Annotated in this window: 18 protein-coding genes; 10 read left to right on the forward strand and 8 right to left on the reverse strand. The window is 46.1% G+C overall.

Annotated elements, in window-relative coordinates; genetic code table 11:
* Window positions 1–6: 6 nt before the first annotated feature.
* Window positions 7–639, forward strand: a complete 633-nt coding sequence (locus RQM65_RS01900) for a hypothetical protein (protein ID WP_314012324.1) — start codon at window positions 7–9, stop codon at window positions 637–639.
* Window positions 640–741: 102 nt separating this feature from the next.
* Here RQM65_RS01900 and RQM65_RS01905 read toward each other — a convergent pair whose 3' ends face one another.
* The 3 genes from RQM65_RS01905 to pckA form a co-directional block, all read right to left on the reverse strand.
* The gene (locus RQM65_RS01905) at window positions 742–1488 is read right to left on the reverse strand and encodes a succinate dehydrogenase/fumarate reductase iron-sulfur subunit (RefSeq protein ID WP_314012326.1); all 747 of its coding nucleotides are present in this window, start codon (window positions 1486–1488) and stop codon (window positions 742–744) included.
* 93 nt (window positions 1489–1581) lie between these two features.
* Window positions 1582–3585: a fumarate reductase/succinate dehydrogenase flavoprotein subunit gene (locus RQM65_RS01910; protein ID WP_314012328.1), complete on the reverse strand. Its 2004-nt coding sequence runs from the start codon at window positions 3583–3585 to the stop codon at window positions 1582–1584.
* 10 nt (window positions 3586–3595) lie between these two features.
* Window positions 3596–5236: a phosphoenolpyruvate carboxykinase (ATP) gene (gene pckA / locus RQM65_RS01915; protein ID WP_314012329.1), complete on the reverse strand. Its 1641-nt coding sequence runs from the start codon at window positions 5234–5236 to the stop codon at window positions 3596–3598.
* Window positions 5237–5507: 271 nt separating this feature from the next.
* Between pckA and RQM65_RS01920 the strand changes: the two genes are divergently transcribed.
* The 4 genes from RQM65_RS01920 to RQM65_RS01935 all read left to right on the forward strand — a co-directional run bounded on the left by RQM65_RS01920 (window position 5508) and on the right by RQM65_RS01935 (window position 9062).
* Window positions 5508–6341, forward strand: a complete 834-nt coding sequence (locus RQM65_RS01920) for a universal stress protein (RefSeq protein WP_314012331.1) — start codon at window positions 5508–5510, stop codon at window positions 6339–6341.
* Between the two features lie 53 nt (window positions 6342–6394).
* A complete protein-coding gene (locus tag RQM65_RS01925; RefSeq protein WP_314012332.1) occupies window positions 6395–6724 on the forward strand; it encodes an ArsR/SmtB family transcription factor in 330 nt (109 codons plus the stop codon).
* A gap of 199 nt (window positions 6725–6923) precedes the next feature.
* A complete protein-coding gene (locus RQM65_RS01930; protein WP_314012334.1) occupies window positions 6924–7811 on the forward strand; it encodes an arsenite methyltransferase in 888 nt (295 codons plus the stop codon).
* A gap of 540 nt (window positions 7812–8351) precedes the next feature.
* A complete protein-coding gene (locus tag RQM65_RS01935; RefSeq protein ID WP_314012335.1) occupies window positions 8352–9062 on the forward strand; it encodes an acetyltransferase in 711 nt (236 codons plus the stop codon).
* 87 nt (window positions 9063–9149) lie between these two features.
* Here the strand turns inward: RQM65_RS01935 and RQM65_RS01940 are convergent, their stop codons facing one another.
* Window positions 9150–9638, reverse strand: coding sequence for an MgtC/SapB family protein (locus tag RQM65_RS01940; RefSeq protein ID WP_314012336.1), 489 nt, complete (start codon window positions 9636–9638; stop codon window positions 9150–9152).
* A 147-nt stretch (window positions 9639–9785) separates the two neighbouring features.
* Window positions 9786–10520, reverse strand: coding sequence for a phosphatase PAP2 family protein (locus tag RQM65_RS01945; protein ID WP_314012338.1), 735 nt, complete (start codon window positions 10518–10520; stop codon window positions 9786–9788).
* 343 nt (window positions 10521–10863) lie between these two features.
* Here RQM65_RS01945 and RQM65_RS01950 point away from each other — a divergent pair, with 343 nt between their 5' ends.
* Together RQM65_RS01950 and RQM65_RS01955 are read left to right on the forward strand one after the other, a co-directional pair.
* Entirely contained in the window at window positions 10864–11406 is a 543-nt protein-coding gene (locus RQM65_RS01950; protein WP_314012339.1) for a lipid-binding SYLF domain-containing protein, read from the forward strand.
* Between the two features lie 277 nt (window positions 11407–11683).
* The gene (locus tag RQM65_RS01955; protein ID WP_314012341.1) at window positions 11684–11869 is read left to right on the forward strand and encodes a hypothetical protein; all 186 of its coding nucleotides are present in this window, start codon (window positions 11684–11686) and stop codon (window positions 11867–11869) included.
* 85 nt (window positions 11870–11954) lie between these two features.
* Here the strand turns inward: RQM65_RS01955 and RQM65_RS01960 are convergent, their stop codons facing one another.
* Entirely contained in the window at window positions 11955–12491 is a 537-nt protein-coding gene (locus RQM65_RS01960; protein ID WP_314012343.1) for a hypothetical protein, read from the reverse strand.
* Window positions 12492–13232: 741 nt separating this feature from the next.
* Here RQM65_RS01960 and RQM65_RS01965 point away from each other — a divergent pair.
* Both RQM65_RS01965 and RQM65_RS01970 read left to right on the forward strand, forming a co-directional pair.
* A complete protein-coding gene (locus tag RQM65_RS01965; RefSeq protein ID WP_314012345.1) occupies window positions 13233–13373 on the forward strand; it encodes a hypothetical protein in 141 nt (46 codons plus the stop codon).
* 7 nt (window positions 13374–13380) lie between these two features.
* Window positions 13381–14298 (forward strand): YihY/virulence factor BrkB family protein, encoded by a 918-nt coding sequence (locus tag RQM65_RS01970; RefSeq protein ID WP_314012346.1) that lies wholly within the window; start codon window positions 13381–13383, stop codon window positions 14296–14298.
* A gap of 66 nt (window positions 14299–14364) precedes the next feature.
* Here the strand turns inward: RQM65_RS01970 and RQM65_RS01975 are convergent, their stop codons facing one another.
* Together RQM65_RS01975 and RQM65_RS01980 are read right to left on the reverse strand one after the other, a co-directional pair.
* Window positions 14365–15432 carry a helix-turn-helix domain-containing protein gene (locus RQM65_RS01975; RefSeq protein WP_314012348.1) on the reverse strand — a complete coding sequence of 356 codons (1068 nt, stop codon included), beginning with the start codon at window positions 15430–15432 and terminating at the stop codon, window positions 14365–14367.
* A gap of 257 nt (window positions 15433–15689) precedes the next feature.
* Complete coding sequence (locus RQM65_RS01980) at window positions 15690–16748, reverse strand: endonuclease/exonuclease/phosphatase family protein (protein ID WP_314012350.1); 1059 nt, start codon at window positions 16746–16748, stop codon at window positions 15690–15692.
* A 422-nt stretch (window positions 16749–17170) separates the two neighbouring features.
* Here RQM65_RS01980 and RQM65_RS01985 point away from each other — a divergent pair, with 422 nt between their 5' ends.
* Complete coding sequence (locus tag RQM65_RS01985; protein WP_314012351.1) at window positions 17171–19312, forward strand: catalase; 2142 nt, start codon at window positions 17171–17173, stop codon at window positions 19310–19312.
* Window positions 19313–19354: the final 42 nt, after the last annotated feature.

The raw sequence follows: 19354 nt of genomic DNA on the forward strand, positions 1-19354 counted from the left end.
CCACCTATGAAAAAGTTTATTGCACTTACGGTTCTTATTGTATATGGATGTTCTGATATATCGCTGGTCGAGAATTACAAAAACCCCGATATCGTACTCTTTCACGCCTATAAGGTTTTGCTTGTCGGCATGGCCCAAAACGACAAAGGCCAGAGCAAGTTCGAAACCCTACTGCAGAAAGAGTTTGAAAAAAGGGACGTGGAGGCCATGCGAAGCCTCGACGTTTTTGATATCAACTTTACGGATTCGGAAAAGTCCGAAAAAGAACTCGATGATGTAGAACAATTGTTGATCGATAGGGATTTTGACGCTGTACTGATTACAAAGGTAATCGGTTCGGAAGACAGGCATTCGTTCCGAAAGAGTATTGCCCAATGGAGTAATTACAGCGGACGGTTCAGAGATGATTACCGCAGTCACCAAGACCTCTATTACGACACGGATTATTATGATCCATTTACGATTTACCACGCCGAGACTTCGCTCTATTGCATTTGTCAGGACAAGGAGAGGGCCCTGATTTGGCGGGGCAGCATAGAAATTACAGATCCCACTGATATAGAAAAAGCGATCGATGACTATGTGAAACTGATCATTAAGGCTATGGAGGAACAGCAGTTGATATTCCACGAAAACTAATCCACCCAATATTACGCACCTTAGAATACCCCGCTCCATGGTACTGGGCGGATGGCCGGTACCCCCCGGTACGTGATACAAAGCGGAAATGCTGGATTAACGCTACCCTCCCAAATTTGTTTTTAGGTATTCCCGGTTCATACGGGCTATGTTTTCCAAGGATATTCCCTTCGGACATTCTATCTCGCAGGCCCCGGTGTTGGTACAACTACCAAATCCTTCGAGATCCATTTGTTTCACCATGTTGGCAACGCGCTCCGATGCCTCTACTTTACCTTGTGGTAAAAGGGCGAACTGGGATACCTTGGCGGAAACGAACAATACGGCCGAGGCGTTCTTGCAAGCCGCGACACAGGCCCCGCAACCGATACATGTCGCCGCATCGAAGGCGGCATCGGCAAGCGATTTTTCAATGGGCAGCGTGTTGGCCTCCTGTGGGTTCCCGGAGGTATTTACCGAAATGTAACCTCCTGCCTCTTGCACTCGGTCAAAGGCGGACCGATCGACCACGAGATCTTTGATTACGGGAAATGCAGTGGCCCTGAAAGGTTCGATATAGATGGTATCCCCGTCGTTGAACCGACGCATGTGCAATTGGCAGGTAGCAATGCCCGTATCGGGACCGTGGGGCCGCCCGTTGATAAAGAGCGAACACATGCCACAGATACCTTCCCTGCAATCGTGATCGAAGGCTATCGGATTTTCTCCTTTGACGATCAGGTCGTAGTTAAGCGTATCTAGCATTTCCAGAAAAGAATCATCGGGATTGACGTCGTTTAGGGCATATTCCACCAGCTTTCCTATTTGTTGGGAATTTTTCTGCCGCCAAATCTTTAAAGTCAGTTTCATCTTCTTAACTATTTTTAAAAGCTCAGACCGGCACGAATCTGTTCCGGTGAGGGGTATTTTCCAAAGCCAAATAGGTCAAAAAAGGCCTCTGCCCTATTTATAGCTGCGCTGTTTCATTTCAATATTTTCATAAACCAGTTTTTCTTTATGCAGCTCAGCTTCCCCAGGTCGGCCCTTGTACTCCCAGGCCGCAACATGTGCGAACTCGGAATCGTCGCGCAAGGCCTCGCCTTCGGGACCTCGATGTTCCTCCCTCATATGCGCGCCGCACGATTCTTCCCTGCATAGGGCATCCTTGGCGTAGAGCTCGGCCAGTTCCAAAAAATCGGCCAAACGCCCCGCCTTGGCAAGTTCTTCATTAAATTCCTCCGCCGTTCCGGGAACGATTACATCCTCCCAAAATTCAGCGCGAACGGACCTGATATCTTCCATCGCCGTCTTTAACCCTTCTTCATTTCGGTCGATGCCACAGTGCTGCCACATGATCGCGCCCAACTTTTTATGGAAGTAGTCCACCGGACGCGAGCCTTGGTTCCCGATCAATTGCGAAATGCGTTCCCTTACCTGCGATTCCGCTTTTTCAAACTCGGAGGTATCGGTAGAAACCTTCCCGGTACCGATATCCTTTGAGAGATAGTCCCCAATGGTATAAGGAAGGATGAAATAACCGTCGGCTAGCCCCTGCATCAAGGCTGAAGCCCCGAGGCGATTGGCGCCATGGTCCGAAAAATTGGCCTCCCCGATGGCGTAAAGCCCCGGAACTGTGGTCATCAGGTTGTAGTCTACCCAGAGTCCCCCCATGGTATAATGAGTAGTCGGATAGATCATCATGGGAGTTTCGTAAGGGTTCAGGTCCATGATTTTCTCATACATTTGAAAAAGATTGCCGTATTTCCCTTGGATGGCCTCCTGGCCCAAGCGCTCGATTAACGCTGCATCACTACCGTCCAATCCTTTTGTTCTGGCCCGTTCTTTGCCCATTCTTTCGATGGACGAGGCGAAATCCAGATACACGGCCTGCCCGGTAACATTCACGCCATACCCAGCATCACAGCGTTCCTTGGCCGCCCGGGAGGCCACATCGCGCGGTACCAGGTTTCCAAAGGCGGGATACTGCCGTTCCAGATAATAGTCCCTGTCTTCCTCGGCGATATCGTTGGGATTTTTCCGCCCCTCACGAAGGGCCTTGGCATCTTCCAGATCTTTGGGTACCCATATTCTTCCGTCGTTGCGTAGGGACTCTGACATTAGGGTGAGTTTGGACTGGTTGGGTCCCCCTACCGGAATCGCCGTGGGGTGGATTTGGTTAAAACAGGGATTGGCCAAAAAAGCCCCGCGCTTATGGGCCTTCCATGCAGCAGATGCATTGCTGCCCATGGCGTAGGTGGATAAATAGAATAGGTTACCGTACCCCCCGGAGGCGATGACCACGGCATGTGCGGCATGTCGATCGATGGCTCCCGTGACCAGGTTTCGGGAGATTATTCCCCGGGCCTTGCCGTTGACCAGCACCACATCCAACATCTCGTGCCGGTTGAACATTCTGATTTTTCCGCGTGCAATCTGCCGGTTCATGGCCGAATACACTCCCAGCAGCAACTGTTGGCCGGTCTGGCCCTTGGCATAAAAGGTGCGGGACACCTGTACCCCTCCGAAGGAGCGGTTGTCGAGCAGCCCCCCATACTCCCTGGCAAAGGGAACCCCCTGTGCTACGCATTGGTCGATGATATTGGAAGAAACCTCCGCCAATCGGTACACATTGGCTTCCCGCGAACGGTAATCGCCCCCCTTTATCGTATCGTAGAAAAGTCGATAGACCGAATCGCCGTCGCCCTTATAGTTCTTCGCGGCATTGATTCCGCCTTGGGCCGCCACTGAATGCGCACGACGCGGGGAATCTTGAAAGCAGAAAGCGCTTACATTGTACCCGAGTTCGGCTAAGGTGGCCGCCGCAGATCCCCCGGCCAGGCCGGTACCGACAACGATGATCTCCAACCCCCTTTTGTTTGCCGGATTTACGAGGTCGATACCGTTTTTATGGTTCGACCATTTCTCCGATAGGGGGCCCAAGGGAATTTTGGCATCCAAAACACTCATTGTAAACGGTTTAAAGATGGGGATCCAAAATTTGGTGTGCGTCGATCAAGGGGGCCCCGTGCATAATCTCATCGGAGGCCTGATTGATAAACTTATCGAAATTCAGGTGGAAGGAATGCGCCAATTGAATGGCCTTGCTGACATAGGCCCCTTTCTGTAACCAAGTGTTCATGGGATCTAACATTTCCGAAGGCACGTCTTTACAGTACTTAGGCATGTGCAGTCCGAAAATAGGATGTTGGTCATAATCTACCTTTTCAAGTTCGCCCTCCAATATCGAGGTAATCATGGCCCTGGTGTATCTCAGTTTGATGCGCGAACCGACCCCGTAGGGCCCCCCGGTCCATCCCGTGTTGATCAACCAGACATTGACCCCGGTCTCTTTCATTTTTTTGCTCAGCATTTCAGCGTAGAATGTGGGGTGCAGAGGCATGAAAGGTTCCCCGAAACAGGCTGAAAAGGAAGGGACCGGCTCGTCGATTCCTGCTTCAGTGCCAGCAACTTTGGCGGTATACCCGGAAATAAAGTGGTAAGCGGCCTGACCGGGGGTCAGTTTGGAAACGGGCGGCAAGACGCCAAAGGCATCACAGGTCAAAAAGAAAATGTTCTCGGGATTATCGGCGTGGGAAGGTACCTTAATGTTATCGATATGTTCGATCGGGTAACTGACCCGGGTATTCTGGGTAATTGAACTATCGGCATAATCCACTTCATTGGTCCCCGGTTTGAACACTACATTTTCTAGAAGAGCGCCGGGACGTACGGCCCGATAGATATCCGGTTCCTTCTCCTCACTAAGGTCGATGGCCTTGGCATAACATCCCCCCTCAAAATTAAATATCGTATCGTCCGACGTCCAACCGTGCTCGTCGTCCCCGATCAACTTGCGGTCGGGATCTGCGGAGAGCGTGGTTTTCCCGGTACCGGATAGGCCAAAAAAGATGGCCGTATCCCCGTCCTTGCCCACATTGGCCGAACAGTGCATCGGCAATACGTCTTTTTCGGTAGGAAGGATTAGGTTCAGGGCCGAAAAAATTCCTTTTTTCATCTCTCCAGTATAGGCCGATCCGCCAATCAGGGCGATTTTCTTGGTGAAGTTCAAAATTGAAAAGTTGCCCGCCCTGATACCGAAGGTTTCCGGATTTTTCGCCTCATAACCGGGAGCGCAGAGCACCAGCCACTCTTCCTCAAAATCTTCGTATTCGTTTTCCTCCAGACGGAGGAACATGTTCTTGACAAAAAAATTGGACCAGGGATATTCGGTGATTGTCCGTACGTTCATTCGATATTTCGGATCGGCACAGACATACGCATCCCGAATGTAGATTTCTTTGTCCGACAAGTAACTGGCCACCTCTTGATAAAGCCGGTCAAAATTCTCCGGGGCTATAGGCTTATTGGTCCTCCCCCACCAGACTTTATCCTCCGTGTAGTCATCTTTGACCAAAAATCGGTCTTTCGGCGACCGTCCCGTAAATTTTCCGGTATTGACACACAAGGTTCCGTTTTCGGTTTCGGTGCCCATTCCCTTTTCCAAGGTGATTTTTTGAAGTGCTTCGCCCTCCAAATTCCACTTCGCGGTCACGTTTTTGAGTCCATATTTTGTTAGGTCGCTATTTTTTTTGGAGACTCTGGCCTTTGATCTATCCATCGTTCAATTTTTAAGGTTGTTTTTACGAATACATTCAAAGGTAAGCATCGATCCCAGCCCAGATTATGACGATCGTCATATCTTGATTGAATCATTGACCGATGTAAATCCCTACTTTACATAACCCAACTTTTCTGGATAACGAACGATACCATGGCATAGTAGAAAATGCTTAGCAAATGTTCCCGGTTTGAAACCGGCTTGCAACAACCTGACAAATATCATGGGGCTTGACATTTTTATCATTTAAATTTGTTCCAAACCCTGTATCATGAAAAAAATAATTTTGCCTACTGATTTTTCCGATAATGCGTTCAATGCTATTAGATACGCGGTGCAGCTATACAAGGATATAGAAACGACCTTCTATCTGTTGCACACATACACCCCTCCGGTATATCAGATGGAATACGTCATGCAGAGTCCTGCGCAGTTCGGCTTGGGCGATCGCCATCGTCAGGAGGCCGCGAACCGACTAAATGGATTGCGCGATAAGATCAAATCGGAATTCGGCAACCAAAAGCATAGTTTTATAACCCATGTCGCCTTTAATACACTGATTTACGAAATTCTGGAAACTATTGAAAACGAAAAAGCCGATCTTGTAATAATGGGTACACAAGGTGCTACCGGGGCCACAGAAATTCTTTTCGGCACCAACACGGTGCACCTCATTAAAAAAACGACCTGCCCGGTCATCGCAGTTCCTTCGGAATTTGAATATGAAAATCCGAAAGAAATTCTTTTTCCTACCGACTATATACCGGATTATTCGCAGGAGCAATTGCAGCAACTCGTGGACATTGCCGAGAATCATAAGAGTCACCTTGAAATCATCCACGTTTCTTCGGGTTTCGAATTGGCCGATATTCAAGAAAGCAACAAAAAAAAGCTGAAAGTCATTTTCGCGGAAATATCCCACTCATTTCATGATTTGCCCGATCAGGGAGTCATTGCGGCCATCAACAATTTTCAGAAGAAAAAAGAAATTAAAATTTTGGCCATGATCCGAAATAAGCACACGTTCTTCGAACGCATGTTCATAGAACCGGTCATCAAAAAATTAGGGTTTCATGTGAACATCCCTTTTATGGTCATCCCGTAATTTGCCTCTTCCATCTTTTAATCGTAATTTTGCGATGAATCTAATAAGGATAAATGGGCGCAACAAAAACCGAAAAGTTTTCGGACCTTCAAAATGAAATAGCTGTTTTCGCCAAAGCTTTTGGACATCCGGCGCGGGTAGCCATTCTACAACATCTTTTCGAAATCGACACCTGCGTATGTGGCGATTTGGTCTATAAAATCGGACTTGCACAACCTACTATTTCCCAGCATTTAAAGGAATTGAAACACTTAGGTCTCATAAAAGGTACTGTGGAGGGCACGAGTGTTTGCTATTGCATCGACCGAAAAAACTGGACCGAGATGAAAAAAAGGATGCATCATTTTTTGGACCAGGACCTTCCAAAGGAAACGTGCTGTTAAATACACATCATCGAAAGGCCACGACCTTCGGGGCTTTCCTCTTAAATTATGATTCAACGTTCACGAACCATGAAACGAGCTTTAACGAATTTCGAAGATTATTTTATAGCACGGAGCGTCAAAAATGTTTCGTACACATTTCGAGCGCACGGGTAAGATGGCGCGTGGAATTTAAAACTTTTAATCAAAAGCATTCAACATGAAAGAAGAACAACAACTAAAAAATATCGTAAAGGAGCGGTACGCTAAGATTGCCGAGCAGGGAAAGGTGGAAAATGCAGCGTCTTGTTGCGGTGCGACTACCCCCTCGAACAAAGTGTACAATATTATGATGGACGATTATTCCGAAACAGACGGATACGTATCCGACGCCGATTTAGGATTAGGCTGTGGACTCCCGACCCAGTTTGCCCAGATTAAGAAAGGGGATACGGTAATCGATTTGGGCTCCGGCGCCGGAAACGACTGCTTCGTCGCACGGCACGAAACAGGCAGTGAGGGCAAGGTAATCGGAATTGATTTCACCCCCGTAATGATCGAAAAAGCCCGGGGCAACGCAGAAAAGTTGGGTTATAATAATGTAGAATTCAGGGAAGGTGATATCGATGCCATGCCCGTTAACGAAAACGTTGCGGATGTAATCGTGAGCAATTGTGTGCTCAATTTGGTTCCCGTAAAAGAAAAAGTGGTCTCCGAGATTTACCGGGTACTGAAACCAGGAGGGCATTTCAGTATCTCGGACATTGTTCTGGTGGGAGAGCTACCCGATGCCTTAAAATCGGATGCCGAAATGTATGCAGGCTGCGTGGCAGGAGCCATGCAAAAAGATGAGTACCTTGGGATGTTAGAGGATAAAGGATTTCAGAACATCAAAGTACAAAAAGAGAAACCCATCGCCATACCCGATGATATTCTTGGCAAATACCTCTCCGAACAAGAACTACGACTTTTCAATAAGGGTGGAACAGGCATTTTCAGTATAACGGTTTATGCAGAAAAAGATGGCACTGACGCGGTGAGGCACAATACAGATGAATCAGAAATCAAAGCTTCCGGGTCCTGCGATCCATCAAGCGGATGTTGCTAGTAGACAAGGGTCCCCAATGGGAATCCATGGTCGCGGACAGCAAGTTTAGCCGGTCCGCAGACTTTCCCTATTTGGGGGAAGCACGATGGCACTATTCCGGCAAGCATGAAAAAAGATCGATTTGCTTTCAAGACCATCCCGGCAAAGTCTATTTCAAAATATCAAGATTATGGAGCTCGAATAATCCGATATGCCTGTTATCTACAATATGATTTAGATGCCCTACATGTTCCGGGGCCTTTCCCCAATTGCCGAAGGTCAATGAGTCCAAAGGCGAATATGCCCGTTCTTTCCACGAAGCTTTTAAATCGGTCAAATTCAAAAGAGATACTATTTCATCGTTTTGGACTATCAAAATGGTTGAACTTTACGGAGATTTAAAAATTGTGAAGAAAGTTAGGCTTGGCAAGGTTCAAGTTTATGATAATTTGGGAATTTAATCCACTTTCAGAGCTTATATTGACCAGACCGAGATATTAACCAAACACGAAATTTAAGCCAGTACCAAGTTGATTACCGAGTATACTAAAGCCCATAAAAATGAAAAACGTGGTTATTATTGGAGCCTCCGGACACGGCGGCATGATTATGGACTGTCTGGAAAAGGAAGGTAAATTCACGCTCGTCGGATTCGTCGATTCCTTCAAACCAAAAGGGACCTATATCAATGGCTATGAAATATTGGGCTCGGAAAATGAACTGCCACTTTTGATGGACAAGTTCGGGATAGATAATGCGATAGTTGCTATCGGCAATAATTTTACCCGCAAACTGATGGTGGACAAAATCGCGGAAATTGCGCCTTCGTTGCACTTTGTAACCACCATTCATCCATCGGCAATAATCGGTAAAAATGTATCGATAGGAAAAGGGAGCGTCATAATGCCAGGTGCCATTGTGAACTGCAATTCAAGAATTGGAAACTTCTGCATTGTCAATACTAACTCTTCGCTTGGGCATGATGGAAATATGGCGCTTTTTTCAAGCATCTCTTCCGGTGTGTGTACTGGTGGCAATTTAATTTTAGGACCATATTCCGCCTTGTCGTTGGGAGCAAGAGTCATCGAAAACATCAGCATTGGCGAGCACAGTGTCGTTGGTGCGGGATCATTGGTCGTCAAAGACGTCGGCTGCCATGCGGTCGTCTATGGTTCTCCGGCCCGTTTTGTAAGAAGCCGTGAGCCACACGATGCCTATTTAAGCGGAGACCCCGTTTCGAATCAGTGTTCTCCTGTGATCCACGGTATCTAAAGTTCTGAGTGCCATCGAACATCCCGAGGTCAACTCCCTCGGGGCAGGTCCATCAGGCATGGACCCAAACTCCGCCTTTCGCCAATACTATCCTATTTTCTTACCTACAAGTCCAAAAATAAGATTGACCACCAGCACAAGTCCGGTAAACAATGCCAGATCTGTCACCAGATAAAGTGCCGCTATACATCCCGCCGCCGCACTGCACCAGACCGTGGCGGCCGTGGTCAGGCCCTGTACCGTATTGTTCTTTTTTAAAATCACCCCTGCTCCCAAGAAACCGATTCCGGTTACGACCTGGCTCAATACCCGGGTCAGATCTATGAACTTTCCGCCCTGAAATTGTAAGGAGAGTATTACAAAAACACAGGCGCCGACCGAGACCAGCATGTTGGTTTTTAGTCCCGCATCCTTGCCCTTGTATTCCCGTTCAATACCGATGAACAATCCAGCTATCGTTGCTAATACTATTTTGTAAAAAAAATCGGGAGAGAATCCAAAATCAGGTTCTTCGCCGATACCAGTAAGCACCGTTTCACCAACCTGGACAGTAAAAATAAATAGTTCATAGACCATAATCGATAGCGCATAGTTAGAAGTTGATTAAAAAACATCCCTAAAAATCAAAAATATTCAGTGGTATATCTAACTCAATAGATAAAAAAAGTAGTTCAGAATCCAATCCATCCGCCCTATACAGTGCCCGCCTACCGAAACTTCTTATCAAGTCTGGGGGTCCCGCCTGAAAAGTTCAATCAGATTGAACGCCAGAACACAAAAAACGACCCATATGAAACCAGCTATAAATCCTGCGATGATGTCCGTTGGAAAATGAACCCCGAGATAAACGCGGCTAATTCCGATATTAAGAATCAGAAGAATAAAGAATATAATCGCGGCCACTTTTAAAAATCGGTTCATTTTAAATCGGTACAGCAAATAAATAAGAAACCCGTAAAAGGCCATGGCGCTCATCGCATGGCCACTAGGGTAGCTCAAGGTCGCTACTGAAACCAAATGTTCGATATCAGGTCGGGCACGATCTATAAATCGTTTCAACATCATATTTGACAGTGTGGCCAATATCAGAACGATACCAATTTGCGCGATGTACTTCCAGCTTTTGAACACCACGGCAGACAGAAAAATAAAGATGCCGCCGATGATCAAATATCCATAAATGTCACCCACGTGGGTCAACCATATAAAAAACTCGGTGCGGGCGGGAGTGCGGAAAGAGATGATATAATCTGTAATTTGAGAATCGATGGCGGACAATTCTCCCTCTTTCAGTCCATCCGTAAGTTCAACAAACAAGTTGATACTGCCTACTACCACGACCAAGGCAATCGCAGTTGTGATAATATAGGGTAGATGTCGGCTATACTGGTCAAAAGCAGGGGCCAAAACAGCTTTTAACCGCTCTATTGACCCCTTTACGATTTGTTTTATTGGCATGGAAGACTCACTTGTTTTGCTAAAACCTAAATGTAAGCAATTTGAAGGCAGTTCACTTTAAGAAAACGCCATATCGGTAAGTTGCCTCAAGACAGTTCGTTACTCTGGCCCTCGTTATCTTCCGGCATGCATCTTGGATTGGAGGCTATTTTATCGGAGTACATCTAGTTCAGGGCAGGTGGGGACCAAGCTGGTATATACCTTCAAATGAAACACTTACGAAAAAAAAAAGGTTTAGGGTTTATTTTGGCTATCCGACTAATAAAACTACGTTTTGCGATAACAAGGCGGACCGCTAAATTATAATTTTACCAAGAATATGAACATATAAAAGGACAAAACTATGAAATCATTAAAAGTATTAACGACAGCAATACTGCTGACCATGACGGTCGGAATTTTTGCGCAAAATTCAGATGAAAAAAAAATCATATCCGATGCCGATAAGGCAAAACAAACGGTAATCGCCGAGGCCGAGGGTCTTGAAGACTACTTTGACAACGCACAGGGATACGTAATTTTCCCCAACGTTGGTGAAGGCGGTTTTATACTAGGGGCCGCATCGGGCAATGGTGTCGTCTATGAAAACGGAGCGATTGTTGGGATGGCTGACCTAAAAAAAGTGGATGTTGGTTTCCAAGTCGGAGGCCAAGCGGTCATCGAAATTATTTTCTTTGAGACCGAAGATGCCCTGAACAGGTTCAAGACAGGGGACTTTGAGTTCTCCGGTGAAGTTTCGGCCACCGCTGTCAAGTCGGGCGTGTCCGAGAACCTCAATTACAACGATGGGGTAATTGTTATCGTCAAGCCCAAGGCGGGCCTGATGGCCGATGTTTCCGTCGGCGGACAGAAATTTAACTTCACCGCTATGGAAAATGTAAACTAAATTATTTAATTGTTCAAAATACACACAGACCTTCTCAGCATCTTGAGAGGGTTTCTTTTGTAATATTGGCGCTAATACTCCGCTAGAACGATCAATCTACCGTATCATGCAGGATTTTTTAAGAAGAAACTTTTTTCGATACAGTCAAATATCAACTGTATTGGAATCTTAAGCTTATTTGGAAAAAATTATCTTGCCGTAAAGTTCAAAAAGGGCGTATACGCAATTGTTCAATCCGGTGTTCGGGAATCCGGGCTGCCGCAAAGATCATTTAACCATGGATAGAAAAGAAGACGATAAGGATACGGAATTCATCAAGGAAGAACACGACGAGAAGAGAAACTATATATTCCAAAAATCTAGGGTGACCAAAGTGGCGGCAGTCATAGTTATAGTTTTTTTGATTATAATTATCATTGGCCTAGTGGTATCGGGGACTACCTTTTTTGATTCTTCGGTCTAAATCGTATTATCGTTCTCCCATTTTAATCTGATATCGCAAAAAAAATTACGACATCCGTTCTTTAGATCACGCTTTACAGCACCCATCACTCCCCATTCGCTTCTTCCTCAGATTCGGCCAAAGGGTGGTCGGTCATGCCCAGCCCTACGATTTTAATGATATTGACGATGGTATTGTAGAGCATAAGAACCACGACCACTAGGGCCGCGCTCAAGAGCGAGGTCACACCTAAGGTAATATAGTAAAGAACCTTGAACCAGTCTTGAGGGATATTTTCGCTTTCCGTAACCGGAAGGTTGAAAAGTAAAAAGAAGACCAGTGCTACTATGAAGATGATCGTGTCGAGCTTGGCCAATTGCATAATATGTTCATAGTGGTCTTTCTTCAAGGTAGAAGAAGTACTAGCACTTACTCCCAATAGGGTGAGCATCAATGCCAGAATCGTAGCTGAGGCCAATACAATTGTATTACTCAAAGTGTTCAATCCGCCCAGGCTCGATTTGATTAAAACCTTCGCTTCGTAACCACTGAGATGTCCCATTAAAAACGTACCTAAGGCCACCACGCCCAAGGCGAGACATCCACCTAAAATAGCCCGTTTAGTATATCGTGATAAATTCATAGTTCTTGTTCTAAATTGCAGCTGCGATAAAACTAGGATCTGGAGCCCGCCATCATGCTGAATGTTCTATTCCGCTAAAATAAAACTCTTGCCTCTAAACTTAATCATTGAAAAAATAGTTTTACGGTTTAGGTGCAACAATTAGCGGAAATGGAACATCAAGAGAAGGGCTAGTAATCGCTTCACTACAATCAATGAATGAAATTTCGATATCGACTTACCGAACTTATCTCGATATTGTCAACTTTTGGTGGAATTGAGTCCGCCATGCAAAAATTTGTGAGAAATCCATCCAATCTTTCTAAGAACCATTTTTAATATAAATAACAATTATAGGCATGGATTATTATCGGCAGCCTTATAAAGTTGGAGTCAGTTTTGCCAGTTAACGATATTATCATGGCTCCAAATTTCTCTATGGCGATTTTTGCACAAGTAGTAATGGCGTTGGCCTTACAGTTTATACTGACCGCTGTTTCCGCTGCTGCTGGGGTTTCGGCAGTAGGCAATTAAAAGAAGTTACGTTGGCTCACAGGGCGATCGTCACTTGGTGAAGAACGCTCTCTACCGATAAGAGCGGAAACTTCACCAATACCAACTCATTAGGACCAAAGATTAACTCATTGCATTATTTCTATACAATTTGCGGTCAAAACTTTTATATTGCTTTCTACATAAAAGGGGTAGTGTACATCATGCCCTTTGTAAATTAAATCATATCAACATAAACTGCAATTCGAAATGAAATCAAAACTATTCGGCTTAGCTGCCGCCATCACAAAAAGTCGCAGGATAACCTTGGCCCTTGTGGGTGCCCAATTTCTTTATTTGGGCTATAAATATCTGAAGGACAAAAAGAAGAAGAAAAAAATTGAGGGATAGTCAAATTATGGGCGACCCCACTGATCAAAACTTCAAATGGCGGGATGTACCTTCGCTGATGGTCGAGACTTACAGGGAATGGATTGCAGACGAACCGTTTCGGTTGAGTGCCATCGTGGCTTATTACGCCGTATTATCATTACCCGCACTATTGGTAATTATCATAAATATCGTGGGAAGTATTTGGGGCACCGAGGTAGTACAGGGCGAGATGAACGAAGAATTCACCGCGGCCTTGGGAGCGGATACGGCCGAAGCCATCGCCAACATGATTGCGGAAGCCGGCAATGAAAAAAAGAATACCATATCGACCATAATCGGAATCGCAACCCTGCTCTATGGCGCAACCGGTGTTTTTTATCAATTAAAAATATCGCTGAACCAGATATGGGCAATTAAACCCGATCCGAATGCGGCCGTCAAAAAGATAGTCATTGACCGGGCCAGAAGCTTTGCCTTTATCTTGGTTATCGGTTTTCTATTGCTTATTAGTTTTGTAATGACTACCGCGGTTTCCGCACTAAGCAGTTTTATCACCTCGAACTTTCCGGATTTTTTGGTCTATTTGGCCTATGCTATCGATACCATCGTCTCGATAGGGATTATAACCTTGCTGTTCGCACTCATGTTCAAGTACTTGCCCGATGTCAAGATCAAGTGGGAAATTCTATGGAAAGGCGCATTCTTGACCGCATTGCTTTTTATCATCGGTAAATCGCTATTAAGTCTTTATTTTTCCCAAATGGAGCCCGGATCGACCTATGGGGCCGCAGGATCTATAGTACTCATTCTACTATGGGCCTCTTACTCCTGTTTGATCCTTTTTTTCGGCGCGGAGTTCACCTACGTTTACGCAAAGAGATACAGCAATGGCATAAAGCCTAGCAGTATTGGGACTAAGGATAATGAAAATAAGGGGGATTGACTCGTAAGCGCGATTAAACCACAACATGCGGCAGTTGAAAGGTTCTCCGTAGGGAGAGATTTTTTACTAGGTGTTGTACGGCTCCTTCAAATTTAGTCCCTCATCCGGACGAAATTTTCTCTGCTCTTTATCGCGACGAAATTCCGAGGGAAGCAAACCGTAATTTTCCCGGAACATTTTGGATAAGTAACTTTGGCTTTTATAGCCCACCCTTGCCGCAATTGCGCTAAGGGTATCATCGGTATTGAGCAGCAAGGTTCTGGCCGTTTCCAATCGTTTCTCGCGAATGTATTTGTTTACGGTCTTATCATACATCTCTCTAAAACCCTGTTGCAGCTTATTGGCATTAAGGCCGACTTCGGAAGCGAGGTCATTGATAGTCGGCAAATCTTCCAAGCTATCCTCTATAATTTCCACCGCCTTCATCAGTTGTTTCAGCTCGGATTTCCGGAGCAAGGTCTTTTTGCCCTCCGACTTGATATCGTCTTGAAATTGGGTTATTTGCAGGGTTAGAATCTTATAGGCCAAACCCTCTAGGTACAGCTTCATTAGAAAATCGGTACGATCGTACAAATTCCATTCCTCGAACAGTCCCGATAGTTTCAAACTGTAAAATCCGTCGTGGTAGAATGTTTTTTTGGCGGTGACGTCATTGAGCATGTCCCGCCATGATTTGGCGATGGCATGGGGCTCGCAACTGATCTTGCCTTGAAATTTTCTGCGCTCCAGCTCCAAGCTGTTGTACAGGGTACGCTGCCCGGCCCGGAACCGCACAGAATGACCGTGGTAGGCCGAACTGGCCACAATGGCATTCTTGTACTTCGGGATTTCATGCCAGTCCGACTCGTTCATAAATTTATGGCTAATATCACCCTCCAAACAGAAAAGGAACTTCACCGGATGGACCTTGTCCAGGGAGTATTCAAAAATGACATCTTCTTTGAAGGTGCAGTCGTATCTGATGAGTCCGAGCCCATCGTCGAAATCAGTACCGGTTATAGTTCCACACCCGAACAACTCGGGAATTTTCACCTCAAAGATTCCACAACTTTCGGTAACATCCGTGCCAAATTCCCTGGCAACATCCGATATCACGTCCCGCAATGGTAACGAACTCACATAGAATGTTTTCATTTTGTACCTCTTTCCGTTAATTCCCTTTTTCCATGATTGTGTCCGACTTCGGAGAGATGTTTCAAGGCAATCGCGCTTCTTTACCAGGGAGGGAATCAAGTAACGCAGCTTTCTTCAGAATTCAAAAAACCTAGAGAACGCAGAAGCCTACAGGTTCACTGATCGTAAAGCGCCAAATATATCCCCATCCTAAACAGGAATATAACAGTTTTGCTTAAATAATAAGCATTTTACGCATTTTATGGCGAATGAAAACCTCATTCTGCGTCTTCAATTTTTTCGTCGGCCCATCGCTTTTCCTCGTCATCGGCCTCAGGAGCATCCTGCTTCCATTGCGCCTCAGGCGTGTAATTCAGTTTGATATACATAGGAAAGTGGTCGGAACCGATATTTCTGGCCCGACGGAGATCCACGAGGGAAAAGTCGTCCGTATGAAAAACATGGTCCAAAGGCCATCGCAGCAACCGATAATCCGCATGGTAGGTATTGTAGAAACCCCTCCCCTGCCGCGGGTCGAGCAGTCCGCTTATTTTTTGGAACAGCCGGGTCGTTCTGGACCAGGCGACATCGTTAAAGTCTCCGAACACCAGTCTAGGTCCCGCCTCCGGATCGATTTCACGGGCGACCAACAATAGTTCCGCATCGCGATTTGTCGAGGTATCGCTTTCGGTGGGACTAGGAGGTCTAGGATGCAGGCAATGAATGGCGACCTTCTTACCACCGTGAAGTTCCAACGTACCATGGATGGAGGGAATATCATCCTTGACCAGATATTTGACCTCCATATTCTTCAAGGGAAGTTTTGAATACAGGTGCATCCCGTACAGGTTATCCAACGGAACCTTTACGTTATGGATGTATGTATCTTCCAAGGGTTCCAAAGCCTTCTCCCATTCACTATCCGTCTCTAAGGTGAGAAATAGGTCAGGATCTTCATCCTTGACAAGTTCTTTCAGTGCTTTATAGCCCCGGTTCGGGGTCAGCACGTTGCACACTAAAATGGAAATATTTTGGTCATTTTCCGGTCCGTCATACTCTATCACCTGTTTATTGGCCAGAACGGTATAGGGAAAAATTAGCCTGAACTGATACATCAAGCTAAAGATTAGAGCTCCAATTACGATAAAATGCCAGGTCTCGGTGAAATCATAGACAAATAGGGCAAGGATAATATTCAATAAGATCAAGACGGATATTTGAACCCTTGGAAAGTCGAACCCCCTGACCCACCACATATCTAAGGTGGTCATCGAAGCCAGCGTAGGAACACAGAACAACAAATTGAGAATCAACGTTGTTATTTCAAGCCAGCTCATTATTGGGGACGTTGTTTAGGATGCCCCAAGATATACAAAATTTTAAAAACACCTGCAATCCCATCTATCTATACCGAATCACCAAAGTTCGCGTTATCATTGAAGCTAGTAATAAAAGAACTGTATGAAATCTCCCAAAACAAGACGCAAACGCCGACATTACAATTTGTTTATCATCTTTATGCTACTTCTTACCTTAGTTTTTGCCATCATGTCAAATGGATAAGGTTGCAGGCAAATCGAACTACCTCGGTTTAGGTATCCAAGGCTACCCACAAATTTCAGGATGCCGATTATAATCGGGTCAATAAAACTTCGGATTGGGTTACACCGATTCTGCACCCTTACCTACTTTCAAGGTCTATTACTTAAACCCAGTAATGGGAGCTACAATCGTATAGTCAAACCTAAAGACAGGAAAAATGGCCAAGGACAAATCCCAATCGAACCAAGACAATGCAAAAAAAGAGCAACTGGACAAGTTTACCGTTGACGGTAAGGACAAGCCTTTGACCACGAGACAGGGACTCAAGGTAACCGACACCAACAATTCGCTAAAAGCAGGTGCTAGGGGCGCTACGTTATTGGAGGATTTTTTGTTGCGGGAAAAAATCCACAGTTTCGACCATGAACGTATCCCCGAACGAATCGTACATGCCCGCGGAAGTGGTGCCCACGGGTATTTCGAGCTCTACGAAAGCATTGAAAAGTATTCGAAGGCCGGTATTTTCACCGATACCTCGAGAAAAACACCGGTATTCGTTCGCTTCTCCACCGTGGCCGGATTTAAAGGCTCCACCGATTTGGCCCGCGACGTACGCGGGTTTGCGGTCAAATTCTATACCGAGGAAGGCACGTGGGACCTGGTCGGAAACAACATGCCTATTTTCTTTATTCAGGATGCCATGAAATTTCCCGATTTGGTCCATGCGGTCAAGCCCGAACCCAATAACGAAATACCCCAGGCGGCATCGGCCCATGACACCTTTTATGACTTTGTATCGCTGACCCCGGAAACCTTGCACAACCAGATATGGCTGATGAGCGATCGGGCCATTCCCCGCAGTTTTCGGATGATGGAAGGTTTTGGTATCCACACGTTCCGTTTGATCAACGAAGAGGGAAAGGCCCATTTTGTTAAATTTCATTGGAAGCCAAAGTTAGGGGTACATTCCGTAACTTGGGACGAGGCCGTAAAAATTAGCGGCGCGGATTCCGACTTTCACCGTCGGGACCTTTGGGATGCCATAGAGGCAGGTCAGTTTCCGGAGTGGGAACTCGGCATACAGGTCGTTCCCGAAGCCGATGAGCACAAATTTGAATTCGATCTCTTAGATCCTACCAAACTGATTCCCGAAGAAATGGTGCCCGTTCAGCGTATAGGAAGGATGGTACTCGACCGGAATCCGGAAAATTTCTTTGCCGAAACGGAGCAAGTAGCATTTCTTCCCGGAAGCATCGTCCCGGGAATCGATTTCACCAACGATCCCTTGCTACAGGGGCGCTTGTTTTCGTATAGGGATACCCAACTTTCGAGATTGGGCTCTCCCAATTTCCATCAAATTCCCATCAATAGGCCGGTGGCACCCGTTCACAATAACCAAAGGGACGGTCATATGCAGATGGATGTTCCGAAAGGCCAAACGGCTTACTTCCCCAATACGCTGGGCGGCGGTTGCCCCCATCTTTCTTCGGTTGACAAAGGGGGCTTTGAAAGCTATCAAGAGCGGATCGATGCCAAAAAAATCCGAACCCGCAGCGAAAGCTTCAGCGACCACTTCTCCCAGCCGGCACTTTTCTACAGAAGTTTGGCCGATTGGGAAAAGAAACACGTTGTCGAAGCCTATTCCTTCGAACTCGGTAAGTGCACCCATAAACATATCCAACAACGGATGCTGTGGCTTGTGGCACAAATAGACGAGGATTTGGCGGAAGAGGTGGCGGCGAATTTGGGACTGGATATTCCCGAGGATATCGAACGCCCCATCAATCAGGCCATAGGGGCCGATGCCAAGGTGGAAGACCATCAACCGGGGAAGAAAAAGAATTATCTGGACAAGGCTCCCGCCCTGAGCCAGGCGAACAACGAATTCGATACGATCGCCACGCGGCAGATCGCCTGTTTGGTGGGCGACGGATTCTCCATGGAGGACTTTGACACGATGAAATCCGCTTTGGAAAAAGAAAATGCCATGGTCAAGATTATCGCTCCCCACGGTGGTACGGTGACTTGTGATACCGACATGGAACATGAGGTAGATGCCTCCATCATGACCACGGAAAGTGTGCTATACGATGCCGTGTATGTTCCCGGGGGACAAAAATCCGTCGATGCCCTGCTCAAGAAATCCAAATTCGTCAAGTTTGTCAACGAAACCTTTAAACATTGTAAGGCGATAGCGGTGGATAACGAAGGGGAGCAAGTTCTGGAGAAATGTGCCTTCGCGGATAACAAGGAGGATAAAGCCATTCTCATCAACGGCAGTGTTGACGATTTCATCAACGCCATAGCCCAGCATCGCAATTGGGAAAGGATGGACAAGACCGACAATATTGCGGTATAAGGTCTTGCCCGTAGGCCATGATAGGTTGACCTAGCACTAGAA

Source organism: Pricia mediterranea (genome assembly GCF_032248455.1).
GTDB classification, from domain to species: Bacteria; Bacteroidota; Bacteroidia; order Flavobacteriales; family Flavobacteriaceae; genus Pricia; species Pricia mediterranea.

Excerpts from the sequence above, each read along its gene's own strand:
- RQM65_RS01940 (WP_314012336.1), bottom strand. The coding sequence starts at position 9,638 with ATGGTCTATGAACTATTTATTTTTACTGTCCAGGTTGGTGAAACGGTG.
- RQM65_RS01935 (WP_314012335.1), top strand. The coding sequence starts at position 8,352 with ATGAAAAACGTGGTTATTATTGGAGCCTCCGGACACGGCGGCATGATT.
- RQM65_RS01910 (WP_314012328.1), bottom strand. The coding sequence starts at position 3,585 with ATGAGTGTTTTGGATGCCAAAATTCCCTTGGGCCCCCTATCGGAGAAA.
- RQM65_RS01975 (WP_314012348.1), bottom strand. The coding sequence starts at position 15,432 with ATGAAAACATTCTATGTGAGTTCGTTACCATTGCGGGACGTGATATCG.
- RQM65_RS01905 (WP_314012326.1), bottom strand. The coding sequence starts at position 1,488 with ATGAAACTGACTTTAAAGATTTGGCGGCAGAAAAATTCCCAACAAATA.
- RQM65_RS01955 (WP_314012341.1), top strand. The coding sequence starts at position 11,684 with ATGGATAGAAAAGAAGACGATAAGGATACGGAATTCATCAAGGAAGAA.
- RQM65_RS01920 (WP_314012331.1), top strand. The coding sequence starts at position 5,508 with ATGAAAAAAATAATTTTGCCTACTGATTTTTCCGATAATGCGTTCAAT.
- RQM65_RS01965 (WP_314012345.1), top strand. The coding sequence starts at position 13,233 with ATGAAATCAAAACTATTCGGCTTAGCTGCCGCCATCACAAAAAGTCGC.
- RQM65_RS01985 (WP_314012351.1), top strand. The coding sequence starts at position 17,171 with ATGGCCAAGGACAAATCCCAATCGAACCAAGACAATGCAAAAAAAGAG.
- RQM65_RS01970 (WP_314012346.1), top strand. The coding sequence starts at position 13,381 with ATGGGCGACCCCACTGATCAAAACTTCAAATGGCGGGATGTACCTTCG.
- pckA (WP_314012329.1), bottom strand. The coding sequence starts at position 5,236 with ATGGATAGATCAAAGGCCAGAGTCTCCAAAAAAAATAGCGACCTAACA.
- RQM65_RS01960 (WP_314012343.1), bottom strand. The coding sequence starts at position 12,491 with ATGAATTTATCACGATATACTAAACGGGCTATTTTAGGTGGATGTCTC.
- RQM65_RS01945 (WP_314012338.1), bottom strand. The coding sequence starts at position 10,520 with ATGCCAATAAAACAAATCGTAAAGGGGTCAATAGAGCGGTTAAAAGCT.
- RQM65_RS01980 (WP_314012350.1), bottom strand. The coding sequence starts at position 16,748 with ATGAGCTGGCTTGAAATAACAACGTTGATTCTCAATTTGTTGTTCTGT.
- RQM65_RS01925 (WP_314012332.1), top strand. The coding sequence starts at position 6,395 with ATGGGCGCAACAAAAACCGAAAAGTTTTCGGACCTTCAAAATGAAATA.
- RQM65_RS01900 (WP_314012324.1), top strand. The coding sequence starts at position 7 with ATGAAAAAGTTTATTGCACTTACGGTTCTTATTGTATATGGATGTTCT.
- RQM65_RS01950 (WP_314012339.1), top strand. The coding sequence starts at position 10,864 with ATGAAATCATTAAAAGTATTAACGACAGCAATACTGCTGACCATGACG.
- RQM65_RS01930 (WP_314012334.1), top strand. The coding sequence starts at position 6,924 with ATGAAAGAAGAACAACAACTAAAAAATATCGTAAAGGAGCGGTACGCT.